The sequence below is a fragment of the Bdellovibrio sp. HCB290 genome (assembly GCF_047305925.1).
In the GTDB taxonomy this organism is placed as follows: domain Bacteria; phylum Bdellovibrionota; class Bdellovibrionia; order Bdellovibrionales; family Bdellovibrionaceae; genus Bdellovibrio.
The window spans coordinates 1,677,423-1,700,965 of the sequence record NZ_CP178620.1 but is presented as its reverse complement, the minus strand read 5'-3'; the positions used below and the strand labels follow the sequence as shown (position 1 = coordinate 1,700,965).

The window sequence follows — 23,543 nt, the reverse complement described above, 5'->3', positions numbered from 1 at the left end:
CCCTGCACCGTGCCTTAATCAGTCCTTGTAGCTATTTTTCGGACACGGCCCGGCGAAAAGAACTCGTCAAAACTTTTCACCTGAAACAACTCCCCGTAGATTTTCGTCTCCTGCACCAGCATTTCTACAATTCGCTCATACGCACATATATAGATGACCTGATCGAACACCTTCGTTGTTGGACTCTCTGATCTCATCATCATCACATAGCGTTTGATCTTCTCTATATGATCCGAACGAGACTTAGATGTGTACTCGAGCTCGAGTGCTACTCTTTGGCCTTCCGGATTTATAAATATTCCGTCCGGCACTGCATGGTTCGTAAGTCCCCCTGCTAAATCTTTGTTCGATCTCAAACGTCTGTCTGAGATCCAATTTCTCGCTGCTCGCTTATTTTCAAGTGCGATTCTCGCTTCTAAAACTAACTTGTCGTGGTTAAAAGTTCGGTGATCGATACTTTGAACTGGTTGGATGTATTCTTTGTTTGGACGTCGCTCGCAGAGAGAGCGGTAACCTTTTTGGGTCGTGAGATAGTACTTACGGCGTTCGGAAAAGCTGTGGATGCCGTTGAGGTAACCTGACTTGGTTAGTTGCTGAAGACGAGCAACGGCGGCCCTCGTTGATGCGGCTTCATTTCCAAATTGGTTAATTTTAAAAAAAATCTCGAATACATCTTGGACCGATGAAAACTTCATCTCCAAGATGTATTCGAGAATATTAAGATCACGATCTGTTAAAACAACAGAACGTGATTTCTTAACTTTCTCATCATCAAATTCTAAACCTTCGAAAGATAGCTGCTTCATCCGTCCCCGCTCCCGTGCCCCACCAAGATAAATAAGAAAAGTAAATGTGTTCCCAAATTTCCCATACCTAGCGCCCGGCCGTAGAGGAGGTTGTATTTAGGCACCCGATCTCGTAGGGAGTGGGTGCCTAACTACGGCCGGAACGGAGGCCGGGCGCTAGGTATGGGAAATTTGGGTTTTTTGAACTATGGGGCCTGCGGGTATGTGGGGATACAAGGTGCGGGCCTTTGTATGGAGCCAATGTAGCAACTATCGGCCTGTCATCATCCGCAGCTCGGAAATAAAAAAAGGCCCCTCGAAAGGAGCCTTCAAAATATTTCTGTGAGCGGCGTAAAACCGTTGATGGTAAAGGGTTTTAGCTTTGAGAGTATGCGCATACACTCTCAAAAAAACCTGTCATCATTCGTGTCATCATCTGTCATCAGAGTCGGAAATTTCGGTTCATTTCTTGAAATTTCAAACGAACTTCGAACTCGTGTTTATAGTAAATTCAACTACTTAGAACTTTTGAATTTTTAGATTTTCGCAGGAAAATGAAGAGAAAAAATGGGGTGACCGACGGGGCTTGAACCCGCGACACTCGGAATCACAATCCGATGCTCTACCAACTGAGCTACGGCCACCACAAAAGGAAGGTCTTTTATAGGGCCTTACCGAGGAAAGTGCAAGATGGAAAAATGCGGAATTTCAAAAATCTTTAAAACCTAGTAATCACAAGGGGCTACGACAGGTTGAGCCTGGCAGTTAATGCTCGCATTTTGCGCATTTAGGACGGTTTTATCAGCCCATTCGCCGTTTGCGTTGCAGCGGCGGCGCTCACATGTGACCCCTGGGTTGGACAGCAGGCACTGTTTTTTCTCGCCCTTAGGGTTGCCCTTACAAATCCAAGAGCATTCATTAAAGTTGGCGGCAGGAGCCGAACAGACACTCCCCGCGCGCTTCGCGGCCTCGAGGGCCTCGCGCTGTTTTCGCGCTCGCTGAGCTTCTTGTTGTTGGCGTTTTTTATCTGCTCCATCAAACGCAGCGATTTCCTTGGCAGAAAGCTTGGTTACCGGAGTTAAATTTCCACGTGGGATTTTTCGCCCCTGCAAAAGCACGTCGTAGGCGATCTCTCCACCCTCAATTATTCCCTGGAAACCGACTTGCTCCCCGGTCTTGGCAGTTGCCGAAGTTTCACCGTTCATAGCGGAAAACTCAATAGTCCCTGAGATCACCTTCACTTCGCCGTAGGCTTTGGGAGGATTCATCGCAAACACAAAATCCCCTGCCGGCGGGATAAACTCGTACAGATCCGTGCGTAGCACCGTGTTGTAACGAGTCTTTTCGCCCTCTTTCTGAATCCAGCGCAAACTTCCTGAGTTCAAAATCAAAACAGGAGCCTCGCCCCCCTCCCAACTGATCGTTGGCAAAAGTACTGAGCTATTCGGCATAACTACAAACTTGCGCACTCCTCCCAGAGCAATTCGCACACTGGAGTCGTCCCCGGTTTCAAACAAGGCTTTTTCCTGGAGAGGCGTCTGACGGGTTAGGCCAACCTTTTTCCCGTCCTTACCAGTGAGTACGACTTTACCGACGACTTCTTCGATTAAGGGGTACTTCGGCGGTGCTGCCGTGGCGACCGCAGAAGTTAAAGCACAGAGTAAAAGTAAAACTTTAAGTTTAAGTGTTTTCTTTAACACGCTCGAGCTCCCAGAGTTTTGCATACTTTAAGAATAGCGAATAAGCCGCCCCTATGGCGATAATAAAACCTGGCAAACCATCCAAAAATCCGGCTTTTACGAAATAAGTTTCAATGAATTTACCGAAGGGCTTAAAGATCATCTTCATGTATGAAAACTTCGCTCCCCGGGCCTGCAGCTCGCGCGCGCCCAAACCAGAATATCGGTCATTTGTGATGACCTGATCACTGAGGGAATCGAAGACATAATGAAGCAAGGGTGAGGTCATTTTTAGATTACTTTTTACTTCGACCTTTTCGTGTACCTCTGCGGAATTCCAGCTACTTTTTGATTTATTAAAAAGACGAAGCTGAAAATCAGGATACCAACCCCCATGCATGATCCAACGACCTAAGTGGAAGGATTTGCGAGGGAACAAATAGCCCGCTTCGGGATCAAGACTTGCGAATTTGGCTACAATTTCTGAGGCAAGTTCAGGGCTGAGCGCTTCGTCAGCGTCCAGAGACAAAATCCAGTGATGCTTGGCTTGCTCTGCCGCGAAAGCTTTTTGCGGGCCGAAGCCGCGCCACTTTTCCTGGAATACGCGGGCGCCTGCTTTTTCAGCAATCTCCACGGTGCGATCCGTCGAAAAGCTGTCGACCACCACAACATCATCGGCAAAGGGAACGGAACGAATGCAGCGATCAATGTGCGCTTCTTCGTTTAAGGCAATCACAACAAGAGAAATGGGAAGTTTCGTCACTGAATTAGATTGGTATTCGATCAAGGTCTTGTCAAATGATTCGCAACTCGATACCATTTTTTTGAGCTGAAAGGTTTTACTTGATGAATTTTGCTAAATACTTCGTTTTATGTCTGTTTTTGTCTTCGACGGCCCATGCCTACCTTAGCATCCTGGAGTCTGGCGAGGTGCTTTCCTCAAACCTAATTCAAGTTGGGGTTGAGCCTCAAATTCTAACGAACCGTGAAAGCGGCGCTAATTTCGATGTCTTTATTGAAACAGGCCTCAATGATTCCACAAGCGCACGTTTTCTAATTGGCGGCGGAACAATTGATTTCAATTCCTTTGCGAGTGTTAAGTGGATTCCGATCCCAGACGTGGACAATCAGCCGGCGATGGGATTTCGCGCCGGCATCGGCTTCGCCCGCGAGGACGATGACAATATTCTGCAAGTGCAAGCGGCGCCTTTGTTGAGTAAAAACTTTGATACTGAATACGGATTGACAGTTCCTTACATCGCTGTTCCTTTTACTTACCTTAACACCAAGAATGATAATTACGTGGCTACAAATCTGGCAGTGGGAACTGAATGGCAACACCCTGATCTTAAAGGCACCATGAATTTGGGCGCTGAGGTCGGTGTCGATCTGAATAAATCTTATACTTACATCAGTGTTTTTGCGACATTCCCATTCGAAAGCAGCAAAGGATTCGGTAATTAATATGTTTTCATGGTTATTTAAAGACGAAGCCGGCACTGCTGCAGACCTGTATGTTGATTTGGGCACCGCAAATACTTTGATCGCAGGTCGGGGCAAGGGGATCATTCTGAACGAACCTTCTTTGATTGCTTACCAGCAGACTAGCCCAGGCCGCAAACGTGTCATCGCGGTCGGAACTGACGCGAAAGAAAAGCTTGCTAACAATCCAGGAAATATCTTTGCGCAAAAACCAATTCGCGACGGTGTGATCGCTGACTTTGAAACAACCGAAGTCATGCTAAAACATTTCCTAAGTCAACCCGGCGTAAAATCAGCTTACTCCCGCCCACGTATCGTAGTTTCCCTGCCATACGGCGTGACTGAAGTAGAGAAGAAAGCCGTTATTGAGTCTTGTAAAACTGCGGGCGCTAAAGAAGTGTTTTTGATCGACGAGCCGATGGCGGCAGCGATTGGTTCAGGCCTGGATGTGAAATCCGCTGAAGGCAATATGATCATCGATATGGGTGGTGGCACGACAGAAGTGGCAGTCATTGCCCTGGCTGACATTGTATACTGTGAAGCAGCCCGCGTGGGTGGTCACAAAATTGATGACGCCATCATTGATTATTTCAAGCGCTACAAAAAACTCAACATCAACGATGCCACTGCCGAATACTTGAAAGTGGCGATCGGCACTGCTGTTCCTAAAAAAGACATCAAAATGGCTTCGATCACGGGACGTGATGCTGATACTGGTATGACGAAAACTATCGAAGTGAGCTCCGAAGAAGTGGGTCTGGCGATGAATTCCTGTATTCAGGAAGTTATCAATGCCATTCACAAAGCCCTGGAACACACTCCGCCAGAATTGGTTTCTGACATCATCGAGCGTGGTGTGGTATTAGCTGGTGGTGGCGCTTTGATTCGTGATTTTGATTTGCGTATTCAAAACGAAGTACGCCTGGCTGTGCGTGTGGCAGACAATCCACTGACTGCGATCGCGATGGGCGGCGAAGCTGTCCTTTCGGATCCAGAACTTTTGGATAAAATTCAGTTGGAAGTTTAAAACTAAAAAGCCCCGGGTAACCGGGGCTTTTTTTTTAGATTCGAACACCGTTTTTAATATCTTCTCGCACCAGTCGATTGAGTTCCTTAGCGACGGGTCCTTGGGTGCCGCTACCAATTTTCATTCCTTCAAAACTCGTGACCGGTAAAACATCCAAAGTTGTTCCGATCATCATGACTTCCTTGGCGCTGACAATATCACTTTCAGTAATATTGCGCTCCTGGATGGCTTTTAGTTGCCCTGTTTTCACCAAAGACTCCGCCAACTCGAAAGCCCGCATCATCGTTGTGCCTTTTAGAATTTGATGTAGCGGTGGACGAACCAGATTTCCCGCCTGATCCACGATCACCATGTTTTCGGTACTGCCTTCAAGAAAATTGCCGGCAGAATCCAGATTGATTGTGAAATCAACTCCCCGATCGACACTTTCTTTTTTCATTAAAACATTGGGTAAGTAATTGCAGGACTTAATGCGGGCCATTGATGGCTCTTTGGGAGGAACAGCGCTTTTTGCAATGCTCACGCCCTGTTCGTACTTTTCTGGAGGCAAAAGTTTTAAGGAGGTCACAACGAGATACAGCTGCTCCCCCACCGAATCATAGGGGTTGGTGGTAAAACCACCAGGGCCGCGAGAGAGATACAGACGCAAGAGTGCATCTTGCACCTTTGCCGCACGCATCGCTTCTGCGATGATGTTTTTTACGTCCGCGACACTGATTGGAAGCTTCAGCCCGATTTGCTGGGCGGACGCCTCAAGACGGCGCATGTGTTCGTTGAACAAAAATATCCGGCCGTTTACGACTTTGATCGCTTCAAAAACGCCGTCACCGCGATGAACCAGGTGATCATCCACAGGGACTGTCATAAGCCCCGGCTCAGTTACTATGCCACCCCACCAAGTGCTGTACATGGCTAAGTATGTCTGTTGCGCCGGATATTTTCTCTCGGCTAGCTTTGCTTGAATCTGTGCTGGCGTAAGTAAGGTAACTGACATACGAAGGGCCTCCTTATCTATCTTCCAAACGCGACTCCCGAGTTGGCAAGTTTTTTGTTTTTTAGTTTGACGTTCCGTTCAAGCGCTTCGGACAATGAAAGCTGAAGACATCAGGGAGGATGCAATGATATTTCGAGTAGCCTTGTTAGTTGCTGCAATGAGCTTGTCCGCGTGTTCACTTTTTCAAGGAAGACGCGCCCCCAATCAAGAGATGCAAGTCTCCCTTAAAGATGAAAAAGGAAATGTAAAACCGGCACCGGCAACAGCCACTGTGACCTCGGCAGATGGCAAAACCGTCACGCCGATCTCTCCTGATGCTGACACAGGAACGGCTGAAGACAAAGCCCGGGCGCAGGAATTACGCGAAGCTGTCGCTGTCGAGGCTGCAAAACAAGCTAAGAAAGACGCCGCACCAACCACCACTGCACCATCAGCTACACCGGCGGGCGCAAAACTGCGCTCAATGGGACCGATTCCTGCGGAAAAATCCATGGGCTGGCTAAAAAACGGAAACACTCGTTATGTTACGGGCCGCTTACGTGCAGATGGAGCCTCGAGAAAAGATCGCATGCACCTGACTGAGGGCCAAAAGCCCCATGCTATAGTTCTCGCGTGCAGCGACTCCCGCGTGCCGCCAGAGTTGGTTTTTGACCAAAAACTGGGAGAGATTTTTGTCGTTCGCACAGCCGGTGACTCCCTAAACGAAACTGTTGTTGGGAGTATTGAGTATGGCATTCAATACCTGGGCGCAAATCTGATTGTAGTACTAGGTCACAGCTCTTGCGGCGCAGTGAATGCAGCCCTCAAAGGCGAAGATCTTGGTAGCCCTGCATTAAATGCGATCGTTGATGATATCAAACCTCGTATTACGCAGTTTGCAGGACAAACACCTTCCCGCGGCCTGGTACAGGAATCCTTCGCCAATGTGACTGGAGTGGCTCACGATCTTTTGATGCAATCACAAATCTTGCGTGACGCTGTAGCCTCTGGTGATGTAAAAATCTCTAGAGCTCTGTATCACCTGGATTCAGGCAAAGTAGAGTGGAAAGACTAGAGTAAATTGGAGTATTAGACAGATGAATTCCCCGCGTAAAATCCTGATGACCTGCGCCCTTCCCTATGCCAATGGCTACATTCACTTGGGCCATTTGGTGGAGTATTTGCAAGCTGATTTCTGGGCGCGTTTTCAAACCATGCGCGGGAACGAATGTGTATTTATCTGTGCGGATGACACTCACGGCACACCGATTATGGTGAAAGCTCGTGAAATGGGCATCACTCCGGAACAGTTGATTGCAAATTCATTCAAAGAGCACACGGCGGATTTCTCGGACTTCCAAGTTAAGTTTTCTCACTACGGGTCTACCAATGCTCCTGAAAACAAAGCTTTGATCGAACAGTTCTATGGAAAATTCGTTGAAGGCAATCACACACGCACACAAGCCATCCAACAGCTTTATTGCAATCACGACAAAATGTTCCTGCCGGATCGTTTCGTCAAAGGGACTTGCCCTAAGTGCGGCGCTAAAGAACAATACGGTGACTCCTGTGACGTGTGTGCATCGACTTATTCACCAAGTGATATGAAAGATGTGCACTGCTCAATGTGCGGCACGACTCCGGTGATTAAAGATTCGGAAAGTATTTTCTTTAAACTAAATGATTTTAAAAAATATCTGGAAGAGTGGATTCCGAAACACTGCGCTCCGGATATCGCAAAAAAAATGCTGGAGTGGTTTAACGAAGATCTTCACGATCTGGATATCTCCCGTGATGAGCCGTACTTTGGCTTCCCGATTCCGGGAACCAATGGCAAAAAGTTTTTCTATGTTTGGGTGGATGCACCGATGGGCTATATGTCCACAACAGAGATCTTGGCTAAATCCCAGGGGAAAACTTTAAAAGACATCTGGCAGGATCCGACGCGCGAGATTTATCACTTCATCGGTAAAGACATCGCACGCTTCCATACTATCTTTTGGCCGGCGTTCCTGAAGGCTGCGGAATTCCGCTCGCCAGATCAGGTCTTCGTTCATGGTCACTTGATGGTGAACGGTGAAAAAATGTCCAAATCAAAAGGGACGTTTATTGCCGCTCGTACTTATTTGAATCATTTGAACCCGGAATACTTGCGCTATTACTACTCTACTAAGTTGAATAGCTCAGTGGATGATATTGATTTGAACCTTGAAGAGTTCGTGAACCGCGTGAATTCCGAACTTGTGGGTAAGATCACAAATCTTGGCTCCCGTGGTGGTCAGATGCTGAAAAAGAAAATGGATGGCGTAATGAGCACTCCAGATGCTGAAGGTGTGAAGCTGATTGCGCACGCACAAAGCAAATCTGAAGTGATCGCCGGACATTTTGAGGCTCGTGATTTCGCCAAAGCACTTACTGAGATTCGTACATTGGCTGATGATGCCAATAAGTATTTTGACGAGAAAGCTCCTTGGAAAACACTAGAAGCTGATCCAGTGGGTACGAAGCAAGTCATCACCACGACTTTGAATATCTTCAGAATGCTGGCGATTTACTTGAAACCGGTTCTTCCGTACTACACTGAAAAAGTGGCTAAGCTGTTGGGCGAAGGCGACTATAAGTGGAGTGATGTGAATACAGTTCTAACGAATCGTGCGATTAACGATTACGAACATCTGGCGACGCGCGTGGAGGCTGATAAAGTCAAAGCGATGGTTGAAGAAGGTCGTAAGATCAATGAAGAGATTCAGGCTGCGAAAAAGGCAGTTTCGACAGCGCCCGCCGCCGCCAAGGCTCCGGCGGGCAAGCCTACAGAAGTGACGGCTACGACTGGGGACCTGTCCGCCGAAGCCTTGGCGAAGGTGGAAATTGAGTTTGCTGACTTTGAAAAAGTTGAGCTTCGTGTTGGTCAGGTTGTGGAAGCTGAAGAGATTAAAGAAGCTGATAAGCTTTTGCGTCTTAAAGTGGACATTGGTAATGGCGAAATTCGTCAGATCATTTCTGGCATTAAGGCGGCTTATAAGCCTGAGCAACTTTTGGGTCGCAAACTTTTGGTTTGTGTGAATTTAAAACCAAGAAAAATGAAATTCGGCATGTCTGAAGGCATGATCTTGGCGGCGGGTACTGGTGGAAGTGACTTGTTCATGCTCTCCCCTGACGATGGCGCACAAGTCGGCCAAAGAGTGAAATAATGAGCCTTTCAGCTCAGGATAAGAAATCCCTCGAAGAAATTCATAAGCTTTTTATTGAGCTTGAGAAATCCTCGGGGGATTTTTCTTTTGATTCCAAGAAGCTGGTGTTGTTGAAAGATAAAATTTCGCAACTGACCAGCTCTGATAATGCCGATGTGGGACGCCTCGCGCCCCTTCGTGATCATCTGCACGAGAAAATGACGTTAAAACATTTCGTCAGCTTTGCGATTCCTTTTGAAAGACTTTTAAACCGCACGCTACAAGATGATGATTTTTTGATTATTGAAAACGACAAAACAGCGGCACCAGAGGAGACTTTGCCTTTGGTATTTGTTCTGGATAATATCCGCTCGGCTTTCAACGTGGGATCCATCTTTAGAACCGCTGAGTGCCTGGGGGCAGAACGAATCTGCCTTTGCGGTTACACTCCAAACCCTACCCAGTGGAAGGTTGAAAAGACCGCCATGGGGACTCAGGAATACATGACTTGGGAAGAGCATGCTCACCTGATGGAATGTCTGGAAGGTTTAAAGGAAGATGGCTACCGTCTGGTGGCTTTGGAAACTGCCGCTTCTGCTTCGGATCTTTATGAGAACTTTGAATCTGAACCTACAGCTTTTATTTTAGGTAACGAACGCTTTGGTCTGGATCCTTCGATTTTGCAAATCATCGATGAAGTTCGCGTGATTCCTTTGCGTGGCAGAAAAAACTCACTGAATGTGGGTGTGACTGCTGCGGTGGCCGGTTTTGAATGGATGAGACAGTGGCGAGCGAAAAAATAGAGTTTACTCCCATTGGTTATTTTAAAAGCTCACAGGTGCATCCTTACGAAGCAGGACGCCAACCCGACAGTCATCATGCTATCGGCACGATTGAACTTCAAAGTGGACAGAACTTCGAACAAGCCTTGACCGGCCTTGAGGGCTGCAAAAAAATCTGGGTGATCTTTTCTTTTCATCGCAATGAGCACTGGAACCCGATGGTGCTGCCGCCAAGAGGACGCAACACCAAAATTGGAGTGTTTGCCACTCGCTCCCCTTACCGTCCTAATTCCATCGGCATGAGCTGTGTGGATGTCGTGCGCATTGATAAACTTAAAATCGAAGTTTCGGGGGCGGATATTCTGGATGGCTCCCCGATTTTGGATATTAAGCCCTATGTGGCTTATGCAGATTCATTTCCTGAGGTTGAGCCCGAGTGGTTGCAAGAGGCAGAGAAACACACAGTGACTTTTTCCGAGTCGACCGAGAAGGCTTTGGCATATTTGGAAAACCAGGGCGTTGATAATTTGCGAGCTTTCCTGCAGCACCAACTGGAGTTTGAACCTACCAACAGCAAGAAAAAGCGTGTGAAGGTTTTGGCTGGGGATGAATTCATCATTGCCTACCGCACTTGGCGAGCCGTCTTTAGTTTGGTGCAAGGTTCAGTAACTGTTTTACGAATTGAGAGTGGGTATAGCGCGAAAGATCTGGAAAGCGCTGAAGACACTTATGCCGACAAGGCCATTCATCGGAATTTTCTTAAACAAGCATTCTAGGAAATAAAAAAGCCCCAACTTATTGTTGAGGCTTTTTATGAATTCACGAATTATTTTCCGTGTTTCGCTTTCATCTTACCCAGCTCATCTTTACAAGCTTGAGACACTTCATCTTCATGGCTCTTCATGCAGTCACGTACGGCACCTTTACCAGGTTTAACCTCGCCACAGAATTTTTCCACGTCTTCGTGGCAAGCCTCGTGCATGCCTTTAAAAGCTTTTTTCATGTCAGCCATCTTAGCTTTGCACTCTTTGGAAACTTTGGATTTATTTTTACGCATGCACTTGTGCATGTCTTTACCTGGAGCTACTCCTGGGCACAGCAGATCACGATCTTTAGCGCAAGGACCGTCCATTTTAATAGCGCCAGAACCCGGCATCGTAACAGACTCTGGTGTTGAAGTGCCTGGAGTGGCCTCACCAGTTTGAGCGAAAGCATTTACAGAAAAACAAGCTGCCAAAACAACAGCACAAGATGCGATCAATGATTTCATATTTCCTCCTATGGAATACAGATATGATAGCCTTCATCAGGTTTGATGCAATATTGATTTGCCGTTCTACAGCAAAAGTCTTGCTCCCATGGCAAGGGAAGTAAAAAAGCTGATAACAACGGCACACCACAGGTAACTAAACAGGGTGAACAGCCCGTCTTTTTCCAGATAGCCGATCGCGGACAGTACGATGGCAATTGCGGGAACGGTATTTGAAAATGGAATGGGTAATGGCAGTGCCAGCAAACAAGCATTCGCCGCTAACACGATGAAATTTAGAAACCGGAAGGCCTGTAAGTCATGAAAAAACATCATGCGCCTTCTGACTACTTTGGCTACGTAGGTCCAAACTTTTTCGGCGTAATTGCTAAGTTTTAAAACCGTGCGCGAAGAAACTGAGACATTCTCCCAGCGTTTCGGCAGCCACGGTGGACGACGACGAAGAAGAAAGAAAGAAACCAGGATAATCAGAATTCCTGAAATCGTGGAAAGCCCCGGCACCGGAATGGGAAATAGATATGGCAGACACAGGAATAATAAAATCATTCCGTGGCCTTCCTCCCCCAAAAGTTGAAAAACTTTTTTCAGGGAAATATCACCGTGCCCCGCCTCCTCCTGCAACAGATCCATGGCGGCAATAAACTCACTTTTCAATTTGCTTTCCTTTCGCCTAGAATCTATGACTAAGAATCTATCTTATTCTAAAGGACCTATTATGGATTGGAAGATCTTTGCGAGCACATTTATCACAATTTTCTTAGCGGAAATGGGTGATAAAACTCAATTCGCGGCCCTTGCGGCTTCAAGCCAGACTAAATCCACTATGACTGTTCTGATTGCTGTTGTATTGGCACTGGGCCTTGCTGGAGCTTTGGGAGTGATCTTTGGTCGCTATCTTGGACAATTGTTAAACCCACAGATGATGAAGTATGTGTCAGGCACATTGTTTATCTTGGTCGGGATTTGGGTTTTAACAGCTAAGGGGTAATTTTCCCGTCATACGACAGCGTTTAAAATGCAGAAGAACATTGTTACAGCACATGAAATGGTTATGTAACACTAGCAAACAAAAAAGGAGCCTCTTAGGACTCCTTTTTTTATTCTATTTACCGTTTAAAGAGCCGCCCAGCCTTTGGCTGAACGGCGAAACTTTATTAGATAGTAGCGATCAACTGAGCGATCAACAAAGAAACGACAGACATAACTTTGATCAAGATCGCAACGCCTGGACCAGAAGTATCTTTGAACGGGTCACCAACAGTGTCACCAACGACAGCTGCTTTGTGAGCGTCAGAACCTTTAGGATGACCTGGCAATCCACCTTTTTCGATGAATTTCTTAGCGTTATCCCATGCTCCACCGGCGTTCGCCATGAATAGAGACATTGTTGCACCAACAGCCAATGAACCTGCAAGCATACCTGCAAGAGCTTGAGGTCCCATCAAGAAACCTACTACTACTGGAGCTAGGATCGCGATCATACCTGGCAAGATCATTTCGAACAAAGCTGCTTGAGTAGCGATGTCGACGATACGAGCTGGTTGTGGTTCTGCTTTACCTTCGCGAAGACCTGGGATCTCTTTGAATTGGCGAGCAATTTCAGTCACGATTTTTTGAGCAGCTTTACCAACCGCAGTCATTGTTGTTGAACCAACAAGGAACGGAAGGATGGAACCGATCAAGATACCGATCAATACGCCTGAAGTAGTTAGCTCCAAAGACATAGCTGCCATGCCTGCTTTAATACGAACATGGTTTACTTCCATGTTGAATGCAGAGAATAGAGCAACAACAGTCAAGATAGCTGAACCGATTGCGAAACCCTTACCGATTGCTGCTGTTGTGTTACCAACTGCATCCAATTCGTCAGTGATATCACGAACGTTTTTACCAAGACCAGACATCTCAGAAATACCACCCGCGTTGTCAGCGATAGGACCGTAAGCATCTACAGTCATTACAACTGCAGTACCTGCAAGCATACCAACTGCTGCGATAGCGATACCGTATAGACCCAAAGCGTGGTCAGCGGCATAAGCTGCACCAACAACGATCAACATTGGGATCGCCGTGGATTCCATACCTACTGCAAGACCACGGATCACACCAGTACCTGCACCTGTCAAAGCTGCCTCAGCAACCAAACGGATAGGACGAGCTGCTGTGTAATACTCAGTGATCAAACCGATCAAAGCACCACCGAAAGCACCTGCTGCCAAAGCAACAGTTACTGTTTGGCTGATACCAAACATCGGCATCAAGATATAAGAAGCGATTGTCAAAAAGATCGGTGGAACGATCAACGCGTTACGAAGAACTGTTGCTGGTTTACCGTTTTTGAAAATACGAGCTGCGAAGATCACGATGATAGAGATCACCATGCCCAATGCAGAAAGAAGCAAAGGAAGCATAACACCGGCAGTACGAACTGCTGCTGCATCTGCGCCTTCAGCCATCAATTTTGCCAAACCCTCAAGAGGGATTGTCAAAGCGATTGCCGTCGCAGAAACGATAGCTGCAACCATGGACTCATAGATATCTGCGCCCATACCAGCTACGTCACCCACGTTGTCACCAACGTTGTCGGCGATAACGCCTGGGTTACGAGGGTCATCCTCAGGAATGTTCTCTACAACTTTACCAGCGATATCTGCACCTACGTCAGCCGCTTTAGTGTAGATACCACCACCGATACGCGCGAAAAGTGCAATTGAAGAAGCACCTACTGCGAAGGAGTGAAGAATTGTGCCCATGATTTCTTGACCATTGAACACCATATAAAGTGTACCAAGACCGATCAAACCAAGACCCGCAACGGAAAGACCCATCACTGCACCACCATCAAGTGCTACAAGAAGAGCTGCCGCTTTAGAGCCCGTTGCTGCTGCTTGAGTCGTACGAACGTTTGCGTAAGTCGCAGCTTTCATACCGAAGAAGCCAGCAAGCAAAGACAAGAATGCACCAAGGATGAATGATCCCGCTGCAATCGCGCCTAGTGCGTACCCTAGAACCAAGCCTACGACGATTGCGTAGACAAAAAGAACCTTGTACTCACGTACAAGGAAAGCCATCGCACCTTCACGAACGTAGCCCGCGATACGATTCATTGTTTCATTGCCAGATGGCTGTGCCTTCACGCGAAGGTACAGAACTACTGCCAACACCAAACCAATAACCCCAGCGATCGCTGGAGACATTAGCAAGTTATTACTAAACATTGTTGCACTCCATGTTTGATTTCTCGTTTAAATTACGAAGACTTAGAGATATTAAAAACATTGCATGCAGTCAATGAAGGGAGTGGGCCTAAATACCTTTTCAGGCTCGGTGCGTTAGACCTAAAGGTACGGACACACTTTCTCCATAGCTATGGAGAAAGTGTGTCCGTACCTTTTAAAGATTGGGGGCTATGAAAGCGAAGAAGATTCCGACGAGAAAAATGACGACGGAGACGGCGTAAACGCGAGCTGAGAATTTTCTGCCTCTTATGCAGGCATCTCTAAGGTTCGGATCGATAGGACAGGGAGCGTTACGATTTAAATAGAGCCAGACTCCATTCAATGAAAGCATCACTGCCGCAAAAATGAACACTTGCAGTTTATGTTCGGAAATCCAAATAAGTCCTGGGACATTGTTGGCAAGCCCTGCGAGCACGGCTCCCAACCCCACGCTCACCAGTAGTGCCGGAAGCGCACAGCAAATCAGCGTCCCAGCAGAACTAAAAAGAGTCAGGTAGGAGATGAAACTATTTTTTGTCGAAGCTAACTTCATAACCCGCATCCTTTAGAAGGGAAGAAATTTTCTCGTGAGAAAGTTTTTTGCCCTCTTTGTAAGTGAGTTTTACGTATTTCTTTTCAAGGCTGACATCGACTTTGTCCACTTCCGGCTGTTCCTGAAATTTTGCAGTGATGCCTTGAGCACAGAATGAACACACCATTCCATTCACACCGACTGTTTCGGTTTCAGCTGCGAACACCAAAGATGAAAATAGAATTGCTACAGATAAAATTAACGCCTTCATGATTTCTCCTTTTAAAAATGCACCATATAGTTAAATGCCCAGTTTCCATTAAAACCAGCGCCGAGTTCGATCAGGACATTCTTATAGAAAAGCCTTACAAACTGAGTGAGCTCGGTACCGGAATCATTTTTCTTGTCTGCTTGTAAAATCAGCCACGCATTGATGTCGTTGTACTCTGCCAGATAAGGCGCAAAGCCCACGCGGGCTTTGATCATTTCAAAATCCGGTCTGGCTTGAGGACCTGAATCGTCTCTGAAAAAACGGCTGTACGCAGCGGAAGTATAATATTTGCGCGACTCCCAATCGACATCTATTGAACCATAAGTAACTGCTTTGCTTTCATCGTAGGACTTTTCAACACCGTACCCTGCTCCCAGATAAATATTTGCTTGGGAGTCTTCGTTATTCCAGCGCTTGGCCAGTAAGTTTACTCGCGGCATGGAGTAGTTGGTTTTTCCTTCACGGAAATAGTACAGTCCTGCCGCGATGTAGGGCTTGAAAGAATATGTTAAGAGCAATTCATTTTCTTCAGGCTTATTATATGACATAAGCGAAGTCGCTCCTTGATAGGAAACCGGATGCGCGAACGCGGTCACGTGAGTGACGATGACTGCTGCTACTGTGAGTATGAACTTCTTTATCATTTCGACTTCCTGCTTGTGTGTTCCTTCATAGGCTATTAGGATGGGACAAAAGGTTTTGTGACAAAGTGGCTGAAAAAAAATTGGAAGACCAAACAGACGAAGAACTTTTGATCTCTCTGGCCGACGGAGAGACCAAGGCGTTGGATTATCTCTATCTGAGACATTCCGGGCGCGTTCTTTCTTATTGCTTAAAGCGCGGCCTTCCGGCTGAAAAAGCGGACGAAGTCCTGCAGATCGTCTTTATGCAGGTTTTCCGCAAAAAGCATCTTTACGATCCCAAGCACAAAGCCCTAGCCTGGATCTACGTCATTACCCGTAGTGAATTAAAAGACTATCGCAAGAAGGAAAACCGAACAGACCTCGAATGGGATGATCAGTTGTCACAAACTGATGAAACGCCTCCTAATATAGAGCATGAGGAGGAAGCGGCGGTTTTACTGGCTGAGCTTAAACCCCGCGAACAAGAGGCTCTGCGCCTAAGATACTTAGACGAGCTGGAATACGATGAAATGGCACGACGGATGAAGACTTCTGATAGCAACATCCGCCAGTTAGTAAGCCGGGCCTTGAAAGCCTTAAGGAGAAAAAATGAAAGACGTTAAAAACGATTTTGAGTCTTTTAAAAACGATGCAGGTCAAGCTGCAGGTTCTTCTTTTGTCTTAAATAAGATCCACGCGGAAATCGCGCGCACAGCTCCTCGCAAATCTTCTGTTGCTGTAAAGCTTGGTGGAATTCACTTGGTGAGCTCGTTCTTCTCTTTGATGGCGTGTCCTCAGTTTGGAACAAAGTTGTTTTTCAGTGGCGAAGGCTTAATGGACGTGTTCATGAAAATTTCACCGATGTTTTGTCAGGCGTTTTGCGGAGCCTTCTATCTGGCTGTGACTTTCGTTTTGGCGCGCTTGGTTTTGAAGTACGATGAGTGGTTGGTGCTTATGCGCTCTCGCGTACTGACGATTGGCTCTGTGGCTTTGGTTTCCTTAGGCGTGTTTGCGATGCTGGCTCGCGGGATTTCCTGGGAAGCTGGGGTTTTCTGGATTTTCGGAGCGGTGGTTGCGGGCGAGATGGCTTCGGTTTCAAAGATGACTTTGAAGAAGTATTTTAGTTTTAGTTAACCACAAAGTCCGGCATTCGCTTTTCTTAATTTACCAAATACATTTTAACTGTAAGCAATTGGTGCACAGCAATTGCTTTTATATGTTCTCTAACATCTTTACTTAGAGAATATTTATGTATATACATAATAGTGAGGTCTTCTTTCAATGGGATTCAGATAAGAATCTACGGAATTTCAACAAGCATGGAGTCGCCTTCGATGAAGCTGCGACAATTTGGTTCGATGAAAATCTACATTCTTTTCCGGACACCAAGCACTCCACCGACGAAGATCGACTCATAGCTATTGGCAAATCGTCCAATGAGCGTCACCTTTATGTGGCGCACACGATTAGGAGAACGGTACATGAAGAAAAAGAAATCCGATACTGTCGTATTATCAGTGCCAGAATTGCTAGCTCTCGCGAAAAAAGGTATTCCGTATCGGGAAGTCAAAGAATCTGAAATTGATTTTTCCGATATGCCCGAACTCACCCCGGAACAACTAAAGAAAATGGTCAGACCAGGTCGTCCATTGATCTCTCAATTCGCCAGGAAAGCTATTTCCATTCGGATTGACACTGAGGTTCTGGCAAAAATTAAAAAAAAGGCTAGAAAACAAGGCATCCCTTATCAAAGTCTTATCAATGATATTTTAAAGAAGGCTGTTTAGATTTAAAGCTTAAGCTTAATTTCCAGCGGAAAGTGGTCCGAACTTAATACCGAGCTATGCACTTCCGCTTTTAAGACATCAAATCCTCTTACAAAGACATGATCGAGCTTTAACAGGCGTCCGTCATTTTCCAAATCCAAATGTTCTAAATTTAAATCACGGAAAATTGATTTCATTATAAGGTGGCGTTTTACATTCCAAGTGTTGAAATCCCCCGCAAGTACGACGGGACCATCAAAGGTGGAAATGCGTGCTGCAATTTCATACAGGGAATTCGTGAATGCGCCTGTCGTTACGAAGTTTAAAACGTGGGTGCAGACCACGAGAACCTTTTTGCCTTCAAAATCAAATTCACTGAACAAAGTCAATTTTGGTGTCAGCCAGAAAAGCTCGCGGGAACTAGAACGGATAAAGTCCACAGCACTTGGCGTGTACTTAGAGCCAATCGCAACGCCTGTGCTGTTTTGATTTTTTTTATAGTGAAAACTTTGTGCAAGATGCCACTCGTAGGACGAAAAATCCTGCTTCCATAAAAGTGGCATTTTATTATCGACCAGGGCTTCTTGCAGAAGGATGAAGTCCTTGCCGCTTCCATGCTTGCGGAAGTCATTCTCAAAGATGTGCGCGCGTTGTCCCTTATACACATTCCAGACGAAAATATTTAACTCAGACGTGGGGGCCAGCACTTCGCCAGCCTCCCCAATCTTCATTAAAACTTTTTCCTTATCAGGAATCTTGAAAGGAACCATTTGTTACTATCCTTTGTTTCCCACTTTTGCGAGATACGCTTCGTTCACTTCATGCACTTTCAAAGCTTGAGCTTCGGTGCGCTCTTGCTCGGCCAAAAGCGTGGAAAGATATCTTTCAGACATACTTGGAATAATGACCACAATGTTTTTACCACGATTTTCTTCTTTCGCCGCCTGACGAAGTCCTGCAGTCACGGCTGCTCCTGATGAGATCCCGACTGGAATGCCTTCTTTTTTGATAATTTCGCGCGCCATTTTTAGCGACTCTTCAGAGGAGACCTGTTCAACGCCGTCGACCACGCTTCGATCCATTACTGAAGGAATGAAGCCTGCTCCCAGGCCTTGAATTTTATGGGGGCCTGGCTTACCACCGGAAAGCACCGGGCTTTCTGTGGGCTCGACCGCGATGATTTTTACGGACGGTTTTTTTGCTTTTAGAACTTGGCCCACACCTGTGATGGTGCCTGAGGTACCCACTCCGCTGATCACCATATCAACTTGGCCGTCGGTATCCTGCCAGATTTCAAGGGCTGTCGTTTCTTTGTGAATTGCGGGATTCGCTGGATTATCGAATTGCCCTGCCATCCAGGAATTTTTATTGGCTTCGTGAAGCTCGGTAGCTTTGGCAATAGCGCCTTTCATGCCCAGAGGTCCCGGAGTCAGGATGATTTTTGCTCCCAATAGAAGCAGCAAAGTTCTGCGCTCTTGAGACATGGTTTCTGGCATCGTGAGTGTGATCGAATAGCCTTTTGCCGCTGCCACAAAAGCCAGTGCGATCCCTGTATTACCACTTGTGGGCTCGATGATTTCCATTCCGGGTTTTAGTTTTCCTTCAAGTTCTGCATTTTCAATCATGGCAAGACCGATGCGGTCTTTTACTGATGCCAAGGGATTGAAGAATTCCAATTTTAAAAGCAGGTTTCCCGGGAGCCCCTTGCCGATTCTTTGCATTTGCACGAGGGGTGTTTTTCCGATGGTTTTTGTGATGTCTGAATAGATTCTCATGGGTTGCTGATCCTTTTTGGGTATGTCTCCTCGGACTGGAGAGTAGACCTATAGTCTACTCCTGTAGAGGGGGTGATTCCAGCTTCGGCTTCGGTTTTTTTGAATTTTAGCTCGGAACTATACCTTGTTTTAGGACACTCCCCGGTGCGTCCAATTCATAGACGACTGGCACTTCACAGAAAGCTATTTATTTGCTTTAGGGTTAAGTCCCACTGTCTGAACTTTAGACAGCTTGGGAATTACTTCCAGGTGTTAACGGAACCCTCCGGAAAGGCTCGGTTTTTAGAGTATAACGAATGTGATTTTTTATTCTTTGTCTTTGCGGAGAGTTTTATGAAGTTTTCGCTGCGTTCTCTTTTAGTTTTGGGTCTGTGTGTTTCCTTGAGCGCTTGTGCGTTTAAGAAGGAGGACGCGGAGGATAAGCAACGTCAGGAGTTGGCGGATGTTGTAACTCAGCAACTGGAAGAGAAGAAGGAAAAGATAGCCTTCGAAGGTACGCTTACGGATGAGAACGTAAAAATTCGTTTTGATGAGAATGAGACACCGGGTTCTTATAACCTTGTTATCGAATGGCCTGAGGCTGTTGGGATGATGGAAGTTGAGTTGAATGGACGCCTTATCGGAAGCCTCAAAGAACACTCTTTCAAAGCAGCAACACCACATTCTGCTGACATTCACATTGAGCTACGTGCATACGCATCTCACCAAGACGGCGGTGGCTTTTTATCAAGCAAGTCGTTCGACAAACAAGCCCCAAAAGATTTTATTTTGGACGGTATACACTCCCTGAGCAACTCAATCCTAATCGATGTAGAACGCACGTACTTCAAAGCTGGCAGCAAAGTTATTACTAATGGGAATCAATTCGAGCTTAAGACAAAAAAACTAATTGTCGAGCCCAGCTCAATACTTGGAATGAATGAATACGACCGCGCGCACGTAGTAACATTTCCATTTGATAGAAAATCCTCAGATCCAAATGAACTTTCACCTGGAAAGATCTCAATCAACGCAGACAAAGCATACGGCGACCTCATGATATCAATGATCGGCGTAAATGGCGCAGACGCCCCAGCTGCAACTACTCGACCTGCGTGGGATGAGTTTAAGAAACTCCCACCCCAAGCTGCTAATGGTAAAAACGGCGCAGACGGCACTATTCGCTACTTGCGTTGCCTAAGCAAAATGGACGATGTCCCATGTATTGAAGAACAACTTTGCGACTCACAACCGCAGAATGGCGGCAAAGGTGAAAACGGTAAAGATGGCATCCCAGGATACAACGGTACTACTGGTGGCAATACTGGTGATTTAGTTATTTCTATCACTGATGATTCTGAGTTCAACGCCAATGTCTATCGCAAACCGGGCAAAGGCAGCAAAGGAACCCCAGGCATCCCTGCTCAAGCACCGGGCGCCGGTGGCGCCCCAGGGAAGAATCCAAATAACTTGTGCTCCAATGCAATAGCTGGTGAACCAGGCAAAATTGGTACTGATGGCGAAAAAGGCCAAGACGGAGCTGATGGCGCCTATGGCCAAATAACTACCAACATCAAATTGGATAAACGAGACAACTAACTTTATCTACGCATAGCGGAACCGATGTCGGTTCCGCGCCGCATCCCCAAAAGGTACGGCTTACCTTTCAGACTTCCCCTGAACCCATCTTTAAACTACATTATTCAACGCGGAACCGAACGGTTCTGCGCTGTGTCCGTAAGTAGGACCTGGCACCAAATCAGGGGGAATCATGGGATTGAAATTTGGGACTAGTGGTGTTCGTGGGTTGGTGACTGAGTTTACTGATCGCGAGGCTTACCTTTTAACTACGGCGTTTCTTCAGCATGCGAATGTAGTTACTCCTGCTTCTAAAGTTTCAGTTGGGATGGATTTGCGTGAAAGCAGTCCCAAAATCCTCAATGCCATTGAAAAAGCCCTAGCGGATCATCAAAAAGATATTCTGAATTGCGGAGTTTTGCCGACCCCTGCGCTGGCTTATTACTCTGCTGAAAACAAGTCCTTGGCGATCATGGTGACTGGAAGCCATATTCCTGCGGATCGCAATGGAATTAAGTTTTACCTGGCTACGGGTGAAACTTTGAAGAATGACGATGAACAGATTTTTGCAAATTACCAAAAACTTCAAGCCGAAGGTTTCGCCAAAGATCTGTTCGACGCGGAAGGATCCTTCTTAAGAAAATCTGCCGTGGACAAAAAGGAAGCGGCTGGGGAAGCGCGCGATTTGTTTATCGACCGTTATGTAAAGGCACTGGCAAATCACAGTCTTAAAGGCATGAAAGTGGTTTTCTATGAGCACTCTTCAGCAGCACGTGAATACATGGGCAATATTCTGGATTATCTGGGCGCCCAAGTCATCCGCGTCGGCCGCAGTGAAACCTTCATCCCCGTCGACACTGAAGCGGTCGAATCAATGGATCTATTCAAAAAGTGGATCACAGACTATGGCGCCGATGCTTTAATCAGCACGGATGGCGATGGCGACAGACCCTTAGTGATCGACAACAAGGGGCGATTAATACAAGGAGACAAGCTCGGAATTATTTGCTCGGAATTCCTGGGGGTTGAGGCAATTGCTCTACCCATCAGCTGCAACTCGGGTGTTTCACAAATCAAGGCGTTCAAGAAAATCATCTTTACTAAAATCGGCTCCCCCTATGTGGTCGAGGCGCTGAACGCACTAAACACTGAATACAAGTCTGTCGCGGGGTTTGAAGCGAATGGTGGATATATTCTTTCGTCGCCGGTACAACTGGCCACGGAATTAAAATCACTCCCCACCCGAGATTCTATATTGCCGGCCCTGGCTGTCCTGGGCATGGCAACAAAAAGAAAATGTTCTGTTTCTGACGTCGTCGACAAACTACCGGCAAGATTCACATCCAGCGTCCTTGCAAAAAATTGTCCTCCGGAAAAAAGCCAGAAGATCATCCAGTCTGTCAGTATTGATGCAGATAATTTTATGAAGAGCTTAATTCCAGATGCAGCTGTCTGGAATAAGAATACCTTGGACGGCTTCCGCATGATGACCACACAAGGTCAAATCGTGCATCTGCGCCCCTCTGGGAATGCACCCGAGTTCAGATGTTATACGGAGGCTTCGACACAGGCTGAAGCTGATGCAATCGCGACGAAGGCCTTAAACAAAATTTTACTTCTAATTAAAGAAATCTAAGCGCTGTACTTTTTGGCATACTGCTTAAGGACCTGTCGCATCAGGCGTTGATACTTACTACCCGTTTTCGACGCCTGATCTTTAAAAAAATCAAGAGTCGACCCTTCGATTTCAATGGTGATCTTAACTTTATCGTCCACAGAGAATAGAACTTCTGGTGGCGGCAAGAAATCATCCACGCGAGTCACTTTACCCTGTGGAGCATCAGACTTTACCACACTTCTATTTTCGCTCTTTTTTGATTTCACTCTCATAGTTTATTTCATCTTTTGATTCATCCCACTCAAAAGATCCCCGCACTATGATTGTAGTTATCATAAACCCATACTTTTATACATATTTTAATATTTAAACTCTAAGAAGTACCTCCACATCAAATTCAGCGCCGGCCACAGATAAGTTGTTCGACAGAATGACAAAACCACCGTCCGACAATCGCCCCAGCATGAACAGATGCGTCAAACACCACAATGGACATTTCCGCTCTGTCCCGACAGAATTTACCGCGGAGGGCTTTTCCTATGACAAAAAAATTAGCCGCATTACTTTTGCTTACTTTTTCTATTCTTGGAACTTCAATGGCGCAGGCAGAGGATTTTGCAGCAGGTATCGTGATCGGTGATCCATTGGGTTTTACTGGTCGCATGTCTTTAAATGAAAAGAACTCCATTGATGCTGTTATTGGCGCTTCCGGTGGTTCTTATCGCGGTCTGCAACTGCACTCCACATTCTTATTTGATAAACTTCAATCCTGGGAAATGGCAAGCGAAGGTCCGATGAACCTTTACACGGGTGTTGGTGCGCGTTTGATCTTTATCAACGATGGTAAGTATGACGGCGACGTGGCGTTTGGTCCTCGCGTACCGGTTGGTTTGACTTATATGATTGCGGATCCGGCGTTGGAACTTTTTGGTGAGTTGGCATTGGCTATGAATGTTTCTCCAAAAGTGGATGCGGATTTGGATATTGGTGTTGGGGTTCGTTTTAAATTCTAAAG

The 23,543-nt window shown here is 46.3% G+C and carries 27 protein-coding genes and 1 tRNA gene; 14 read left to right on the top strand and 14 right to left on the bottom strand.

The window, feature by feature from the left end:
• Positions 1-14 precede the first annotated feature (14 nt).
• The 4 genes from ACLVWU_RS08345 to ACLVWU_RS08330 all read right to left on the bottom strand — a co-directional run bounded on the left by ACLVWU_RS08345 (position 15) and on the right by ACLVWU_RS08330 (position 3,284).
• Complete coding sequence (locus ACLVWU_RS08345) at positions 15-806, bottom strand: replication-relaxation family protein (protein WP_413578533.1); 792 nt, start codon at positions 804-806, stop codon at positions 15-17.
• A 547-nt stretch (positions 807-1,353) separates the two neighbouring features.
• Positions 1,354-1,429, bottom strand: a tRNA-His gene (locus ACLVWU_RS08340).
• Between the two features lie 81 nt (positions 1,430-1,510).
• Positions 1,511-2,485, bottom strand: coding sequence for a hypothetical protein (locus ACLVWU_RS08335; protein WP_413578532.1), 975 nt, complete (start codon positions 2,483-2,485; stop codon positions 1,511-1,513).
• Positions 2,466-3,284, bottom strand: a complete 819-nt coding sequence (locus ACLVWU_RS08330; protein ID WP_413578531.1) for a glycosyltransferase family 2 protein — start codon at positions 3,282-3,284, stop codon at positions 2,466-2,468. The genes ACLVWU_RS08335 and ACLVWU_RS08330 overlap by 20 nt, the downstream gene beginning before the upstream one ends.
• 26 nt (positions 3,285-3,310) lie before the next feature.
• On the opposite strand from ACLVWU_RS08330, the gene ACLVWU_RS08325 reads away from it, so the two are divergent.
• Positions 3,311-3,928, top strand: a complete 618-nt coding sequence (locus ACLVWU_RS08325) for a hypothetical protein (protein ID WP_413578530.1) — start codon at positions 3,311-3,313, stop codon at positions 3,926-3,928.
• Position 3,929: 1 nt separating this feature from the next.
• Positions 3,930-4,973, top strand: a complete 1,044-nt coding sequence (locus ACLVWU_RS08320) for a rod shape-determining protein (RefSeq protein ID WP_413578529.1) — start codon at positions 3,930-3,932, stop codon at positions 4,971-4,973.
• 34 nt (positions 4,974-5,007) lie between these two features.
• On the opposite strand, the gene ACLVWU_RS08315 is transcribed toward ACLVWU_RS08320, so the two are convergent.
• On the bottom strand, positions 5,008-5,967 hold the full coding sequence (locus ACLVWU_RS08315; RefSeq protein WP_413578528.1) for an aminotransferase class IV: 960 nt from the start codon (positions 5,965-5,967) through the stop codon (positions 5,008-5,010).
• 124 nt (positions 5,968-6,091) lie between these two features.
• On the opposite strand from ACLVWU_RS08315, the gene ACLVWU_RS08310 reads away from it, so the two are divergent.
• The 4 genes from ACLVWU_RS08310 to tsaA are packed head-to-tail and all read left to right on the top strand — an operon-like array spanning position 6,092 to position 10,674.
• Positions 6,092-7,021: a carbonic anhydrase gene (locus ACLVWU_RS08310; protein ID WP_413578527.1), complete on the top strand. Its 930-nt coding sequence runs from the start codon at positions 6,092-6,094 to the stop codon at positions 7,019-7,021.
• Between the two features lie 22 nt (positions 7,022-7,043).
• The gene (metG, locus tag ACLVWU_RS08305) at positions 7,044-9,137 is read left to right on the top strand and encodes a methionine--tRNA ligase (protein ID WP_413578526.1); all 2,094 of its coding nucleotides are present in this window, start codon (positions 7,044-7,046) and stop codon (positions 9,135-9,137) included.
• A complete protein-coding gene (locus ACLVWU_RS08300; RefSeq protein ID WP_413578525.1) occupies positions 9,137-9,919 on the top strand; it encodes an RNA methyltransferase in 783 nt (260 codons plus the stop codon). Before metG ends, ACLVWU_RS08300 begins: the two co-directional genes overlap by 1 nt.
• Positions 9,901-10,674, top strand: a complete 774-nt coding sequence (tsaA, locus tag ACLVWU_RS08295) for a tRNA (N6-threonylcarbamoyladenosine(37)-N6)-methyltransferase TrmO (protein WP_413578524.1) — start codon at positions 9,901-9,903, stop codon at positions 10,672-10,674. The genes ACLVWU_RS08300 and tsaA overlap by 19 nt, the downstream gene beginning before the upstream one ends.
• A 50-nt stretch (positions 10,675-10,724) precedes the next feature.
• On the opposite strand, the gene ACLVWU_RS08290 is transcribed toward tsaA, so the two are convergent.
• Complete coding sequence (locus tag ACLVWU_RS08290; RefSeq protein ID WP_413578523.1) at positions 10,725-11,168, bottom strand: cysteine rich repeat-containing protein; 444 nt, start codon at positions 11,166-11,168, stop codon at positions 10,725-10,727.
• A gap of 66 nt (positions 11,169-11,234) precedes the next feature.
• Complete coding sequence (locus ACLVWU_RS08285) at positions 11,235-11,822, bottom strand: exopolysaccharide biosynthesis protein (protein WP_413578522.1); 588 nt, start codon at positions 11,820-11,822, stop codon at positions 11,235-11,237.
• Between the two features lie 25 nt (positions 11,823-11,847).
• Between ACLVWU_RS08285 and ACLVWU_RS08280 the strand changes: the two genes are divergently transcribed.
• On the top strand, positions 11,848-12,156 hold the full coding sequence (locus tag ACLVWU_RS08280) for a TMEM165/GDT1 family protein (RefSeq protein ID WP_413578521.1): 309 nt from the start codon (positions 11,848-11,850) through the stop codon (positions 12,154-12,156).
• A 166-nt stretch (positions 12,157-12,322) separates the two neighbouring features.
• Here ACLVWU_RS08280 and ACLVWU_RS08275 read toward each other — a convergent pair whose 3' ends face one another.
• The 4 genes from ACLVWU_RS08275 to ACLVWU_RS08260 all read right to left on the bottom strand — a co-directional run bounded on the left by ACLVWU_RS08275 (position 12,323) and on the right by ACLVWU_RS08260 (position 15,833).
• A complete protein-coding gene (locus tag ACLVWU_RS08275) occupies positions 12,323-14,386 on the bottom strand; it encodes a sodium-translocating pyrophosphatase (RefSeq protein WP_413578520.1) in 2,064 nt (687 codons plus the stop codon).
• Between the two features lie 175 nt (positions 14,387-14,561).
• The gene (locus tag ACLVWU_RS08270) at positions 14,562-14,939 is read right to left on the bottom strand and encodes a hypothetical protein (RefSeq protein ID WP_413578519.1); all 378 of its coding nucleotides are present in this window, start codon (positions 14,937-14,939) and stop codon (positions 14,562-14,564) included.
• Positions 14,914-15,189, bottom strand: a complete 276-nt coding sequence (locus tag ACLVWU_RS08265; RefSeq protein WP_413578518.1) for a heavy-metal-associated domain-containing protein — start codon at positions 15,187-15,189, stop codon at positions 14,914-14,916. The genes ACLVWU_RS08270 and ACLVWU_RS08265 overlap by 26 nt, the downstream gene beginning before the upstream one ends.
• An 11-nt stretch (positions 15,190-15,200) precedes the next feature.
• Complete coding sequence (locus ACLVWU_RS08260; RefSeq protein WP_413578517.1) at positions 15,201-15,833, bottom strand: hypothetical protein; 633 nt, start codon at positions 15,831-15,833, stop codon at positions 15,201-15,203.
• Positions 15,834-15,898: 65 nt separating this feature from the next.
• On the opposite strand from ACLVWU_RS08260, the gene ACLVWU_RS08255 reads away from it, so the two are divergent.
• From ACLVWU_RS08255 to ACLVWU_RS08240, 4 genes are all read left to right on the top strand, one after another.
• Positions 15,899-16,435: an RNA polymerase sigma factor gene (locus tag ACLVWU_RS08255; protein WP_413578516.1), complete on the top strand. Its 537-nt coding sequence runs from the start codon at positions 15,899-15,901 to the stop codon at positions 16,433-16,435.
• Positions 16,422-16,946, top strand: coding sequence for a hypothetical protein (locus ACLVWU_RS08250; protein ID WP_413578515.1), 525 nt, complete (start codon positions 16,422-16,424; stop codon positions 16,944-16,946). Before ACLVWU_RS08255 ends, ACLVWU_RS08250 begins: the two co-directional genes overlap by 14 nt.
• Positions 16,947-17,061: 115 nt before the next feature.
• A complete protein-coding gene (locus ACLVWU_RS08245) occupies positions 17,062-17,391 on the top strand; it encodes a BrnT family toxin (protein WP_413578514.1) in 330 nt (109 codons plus the stop codon).
• A complete protein-coding gene (locus ACLVWU_RS08240) occupies positions 17,294-17,599 on the top strand; it encodes a BrnA antitoxin family protein (protein ID WP_413578513.1) in 306 nt (101 codons plus the stop codon). Before ACLVWU_RS08245 ends, ACLVWU_RS08240 begins: the two co-directional genes overlap by 98 nt.
• 2 nt (positions 17,600-17,601) lie before the next feature.
• Here ACLVWU_RS08240 and ACLVWU_RS08235 read toward each other — a convergent pair whose 3' ends face one another.
• Complete coding sequence (locus ACLVWU_RS08235; RefSeq protein WP_413578512.1) at positions 17,602-18,348, bottom strand: endonuclease/exonuclease/phosphatase family protein; 747 nt, start codon at positions 18,346-18,348, stop codon at positions 17,602-17,604.
• A gap of 6 nt (positions 18,349-18,354) precedes the next feature.
• Entirely contained in the window at positions 18,355-19,353 is a 999-nt protein-coding gene (gene cysK / locus ACLVWU_RS08230) for a cysteine synthase A (RefSeq protein ID WP_413578511.1), read from the bottom strand.
• Positions 19,354-19,686: 333 nt separating this feature from the next.
• Here cysK and ACLVWU_RS08225 point away from each other — a divergent pair, with 333 nt between their 5' ends.
• Together ACLVWU_RS08225 and ACLVWU_RS08220 are read left to right on the top strand one after the other, a co-directional pair.
• Positions 19,687-20,931 carry a hypothetical protein gene (locus tag ACLVWU_RS08225; protein WP_413578510.1) on the top strand — a complete coding sequence of 415 codons (1,245 nt, stop codon included), beginning with the start codon at positions 19,687-19,689 and terminating at the stop codon, positions 20,929-20,931.
• A 172-nt stretch (positions 20,932-21,103) separates the two neighbouring features.
• On the top strand, positions 21,104-22,546 hold the full coding sequence (locus ACLVWU_RS08220; protein WP_413578509.1) for a phosphomannomutase: 1,443 nt from the start codon (positions 21,104-21,106) through the stop codon (positions 22,544-22,546).
• On the opposite strand, the gene ACLVWU_RS08215 is transcribed toward ACLVWU_RS08220, so the two are convergent.
• The gene (locus ACLVWU_RS08215) at positions 22,543-22,794 is read right to left on the bottom strand and encodes a CopG family transcriptional regulator (RefSeq protein WP_413578508.1); all 252 of its coding nucleotides are present in this window, start codon (positions 22,792-22,794) and stop codon (positions 22,543-22,545) included. The genes ACLVWU_RS08220 and ACLVWU_RS08215 overlap by 4 nt on opposite strands.
• A 273-nt stretch (positions 22,795-23,067) precedes the next feature.
• Between ACLVWU_RS08215 and ACLVWU_RS08210 the strand changes: the two genes are divergently transcribed.
• Entirely contained in the window at positions 23,068-23,541 is a 474-nt protein-coding gene (locus ACLVWU_RS08210) for a hypothetical protein (protein WP_413578507.1), read from the top strand.
• The last annotated feature ends 2 nt before the right edge of the window (positions 23,542-23,543 follow it).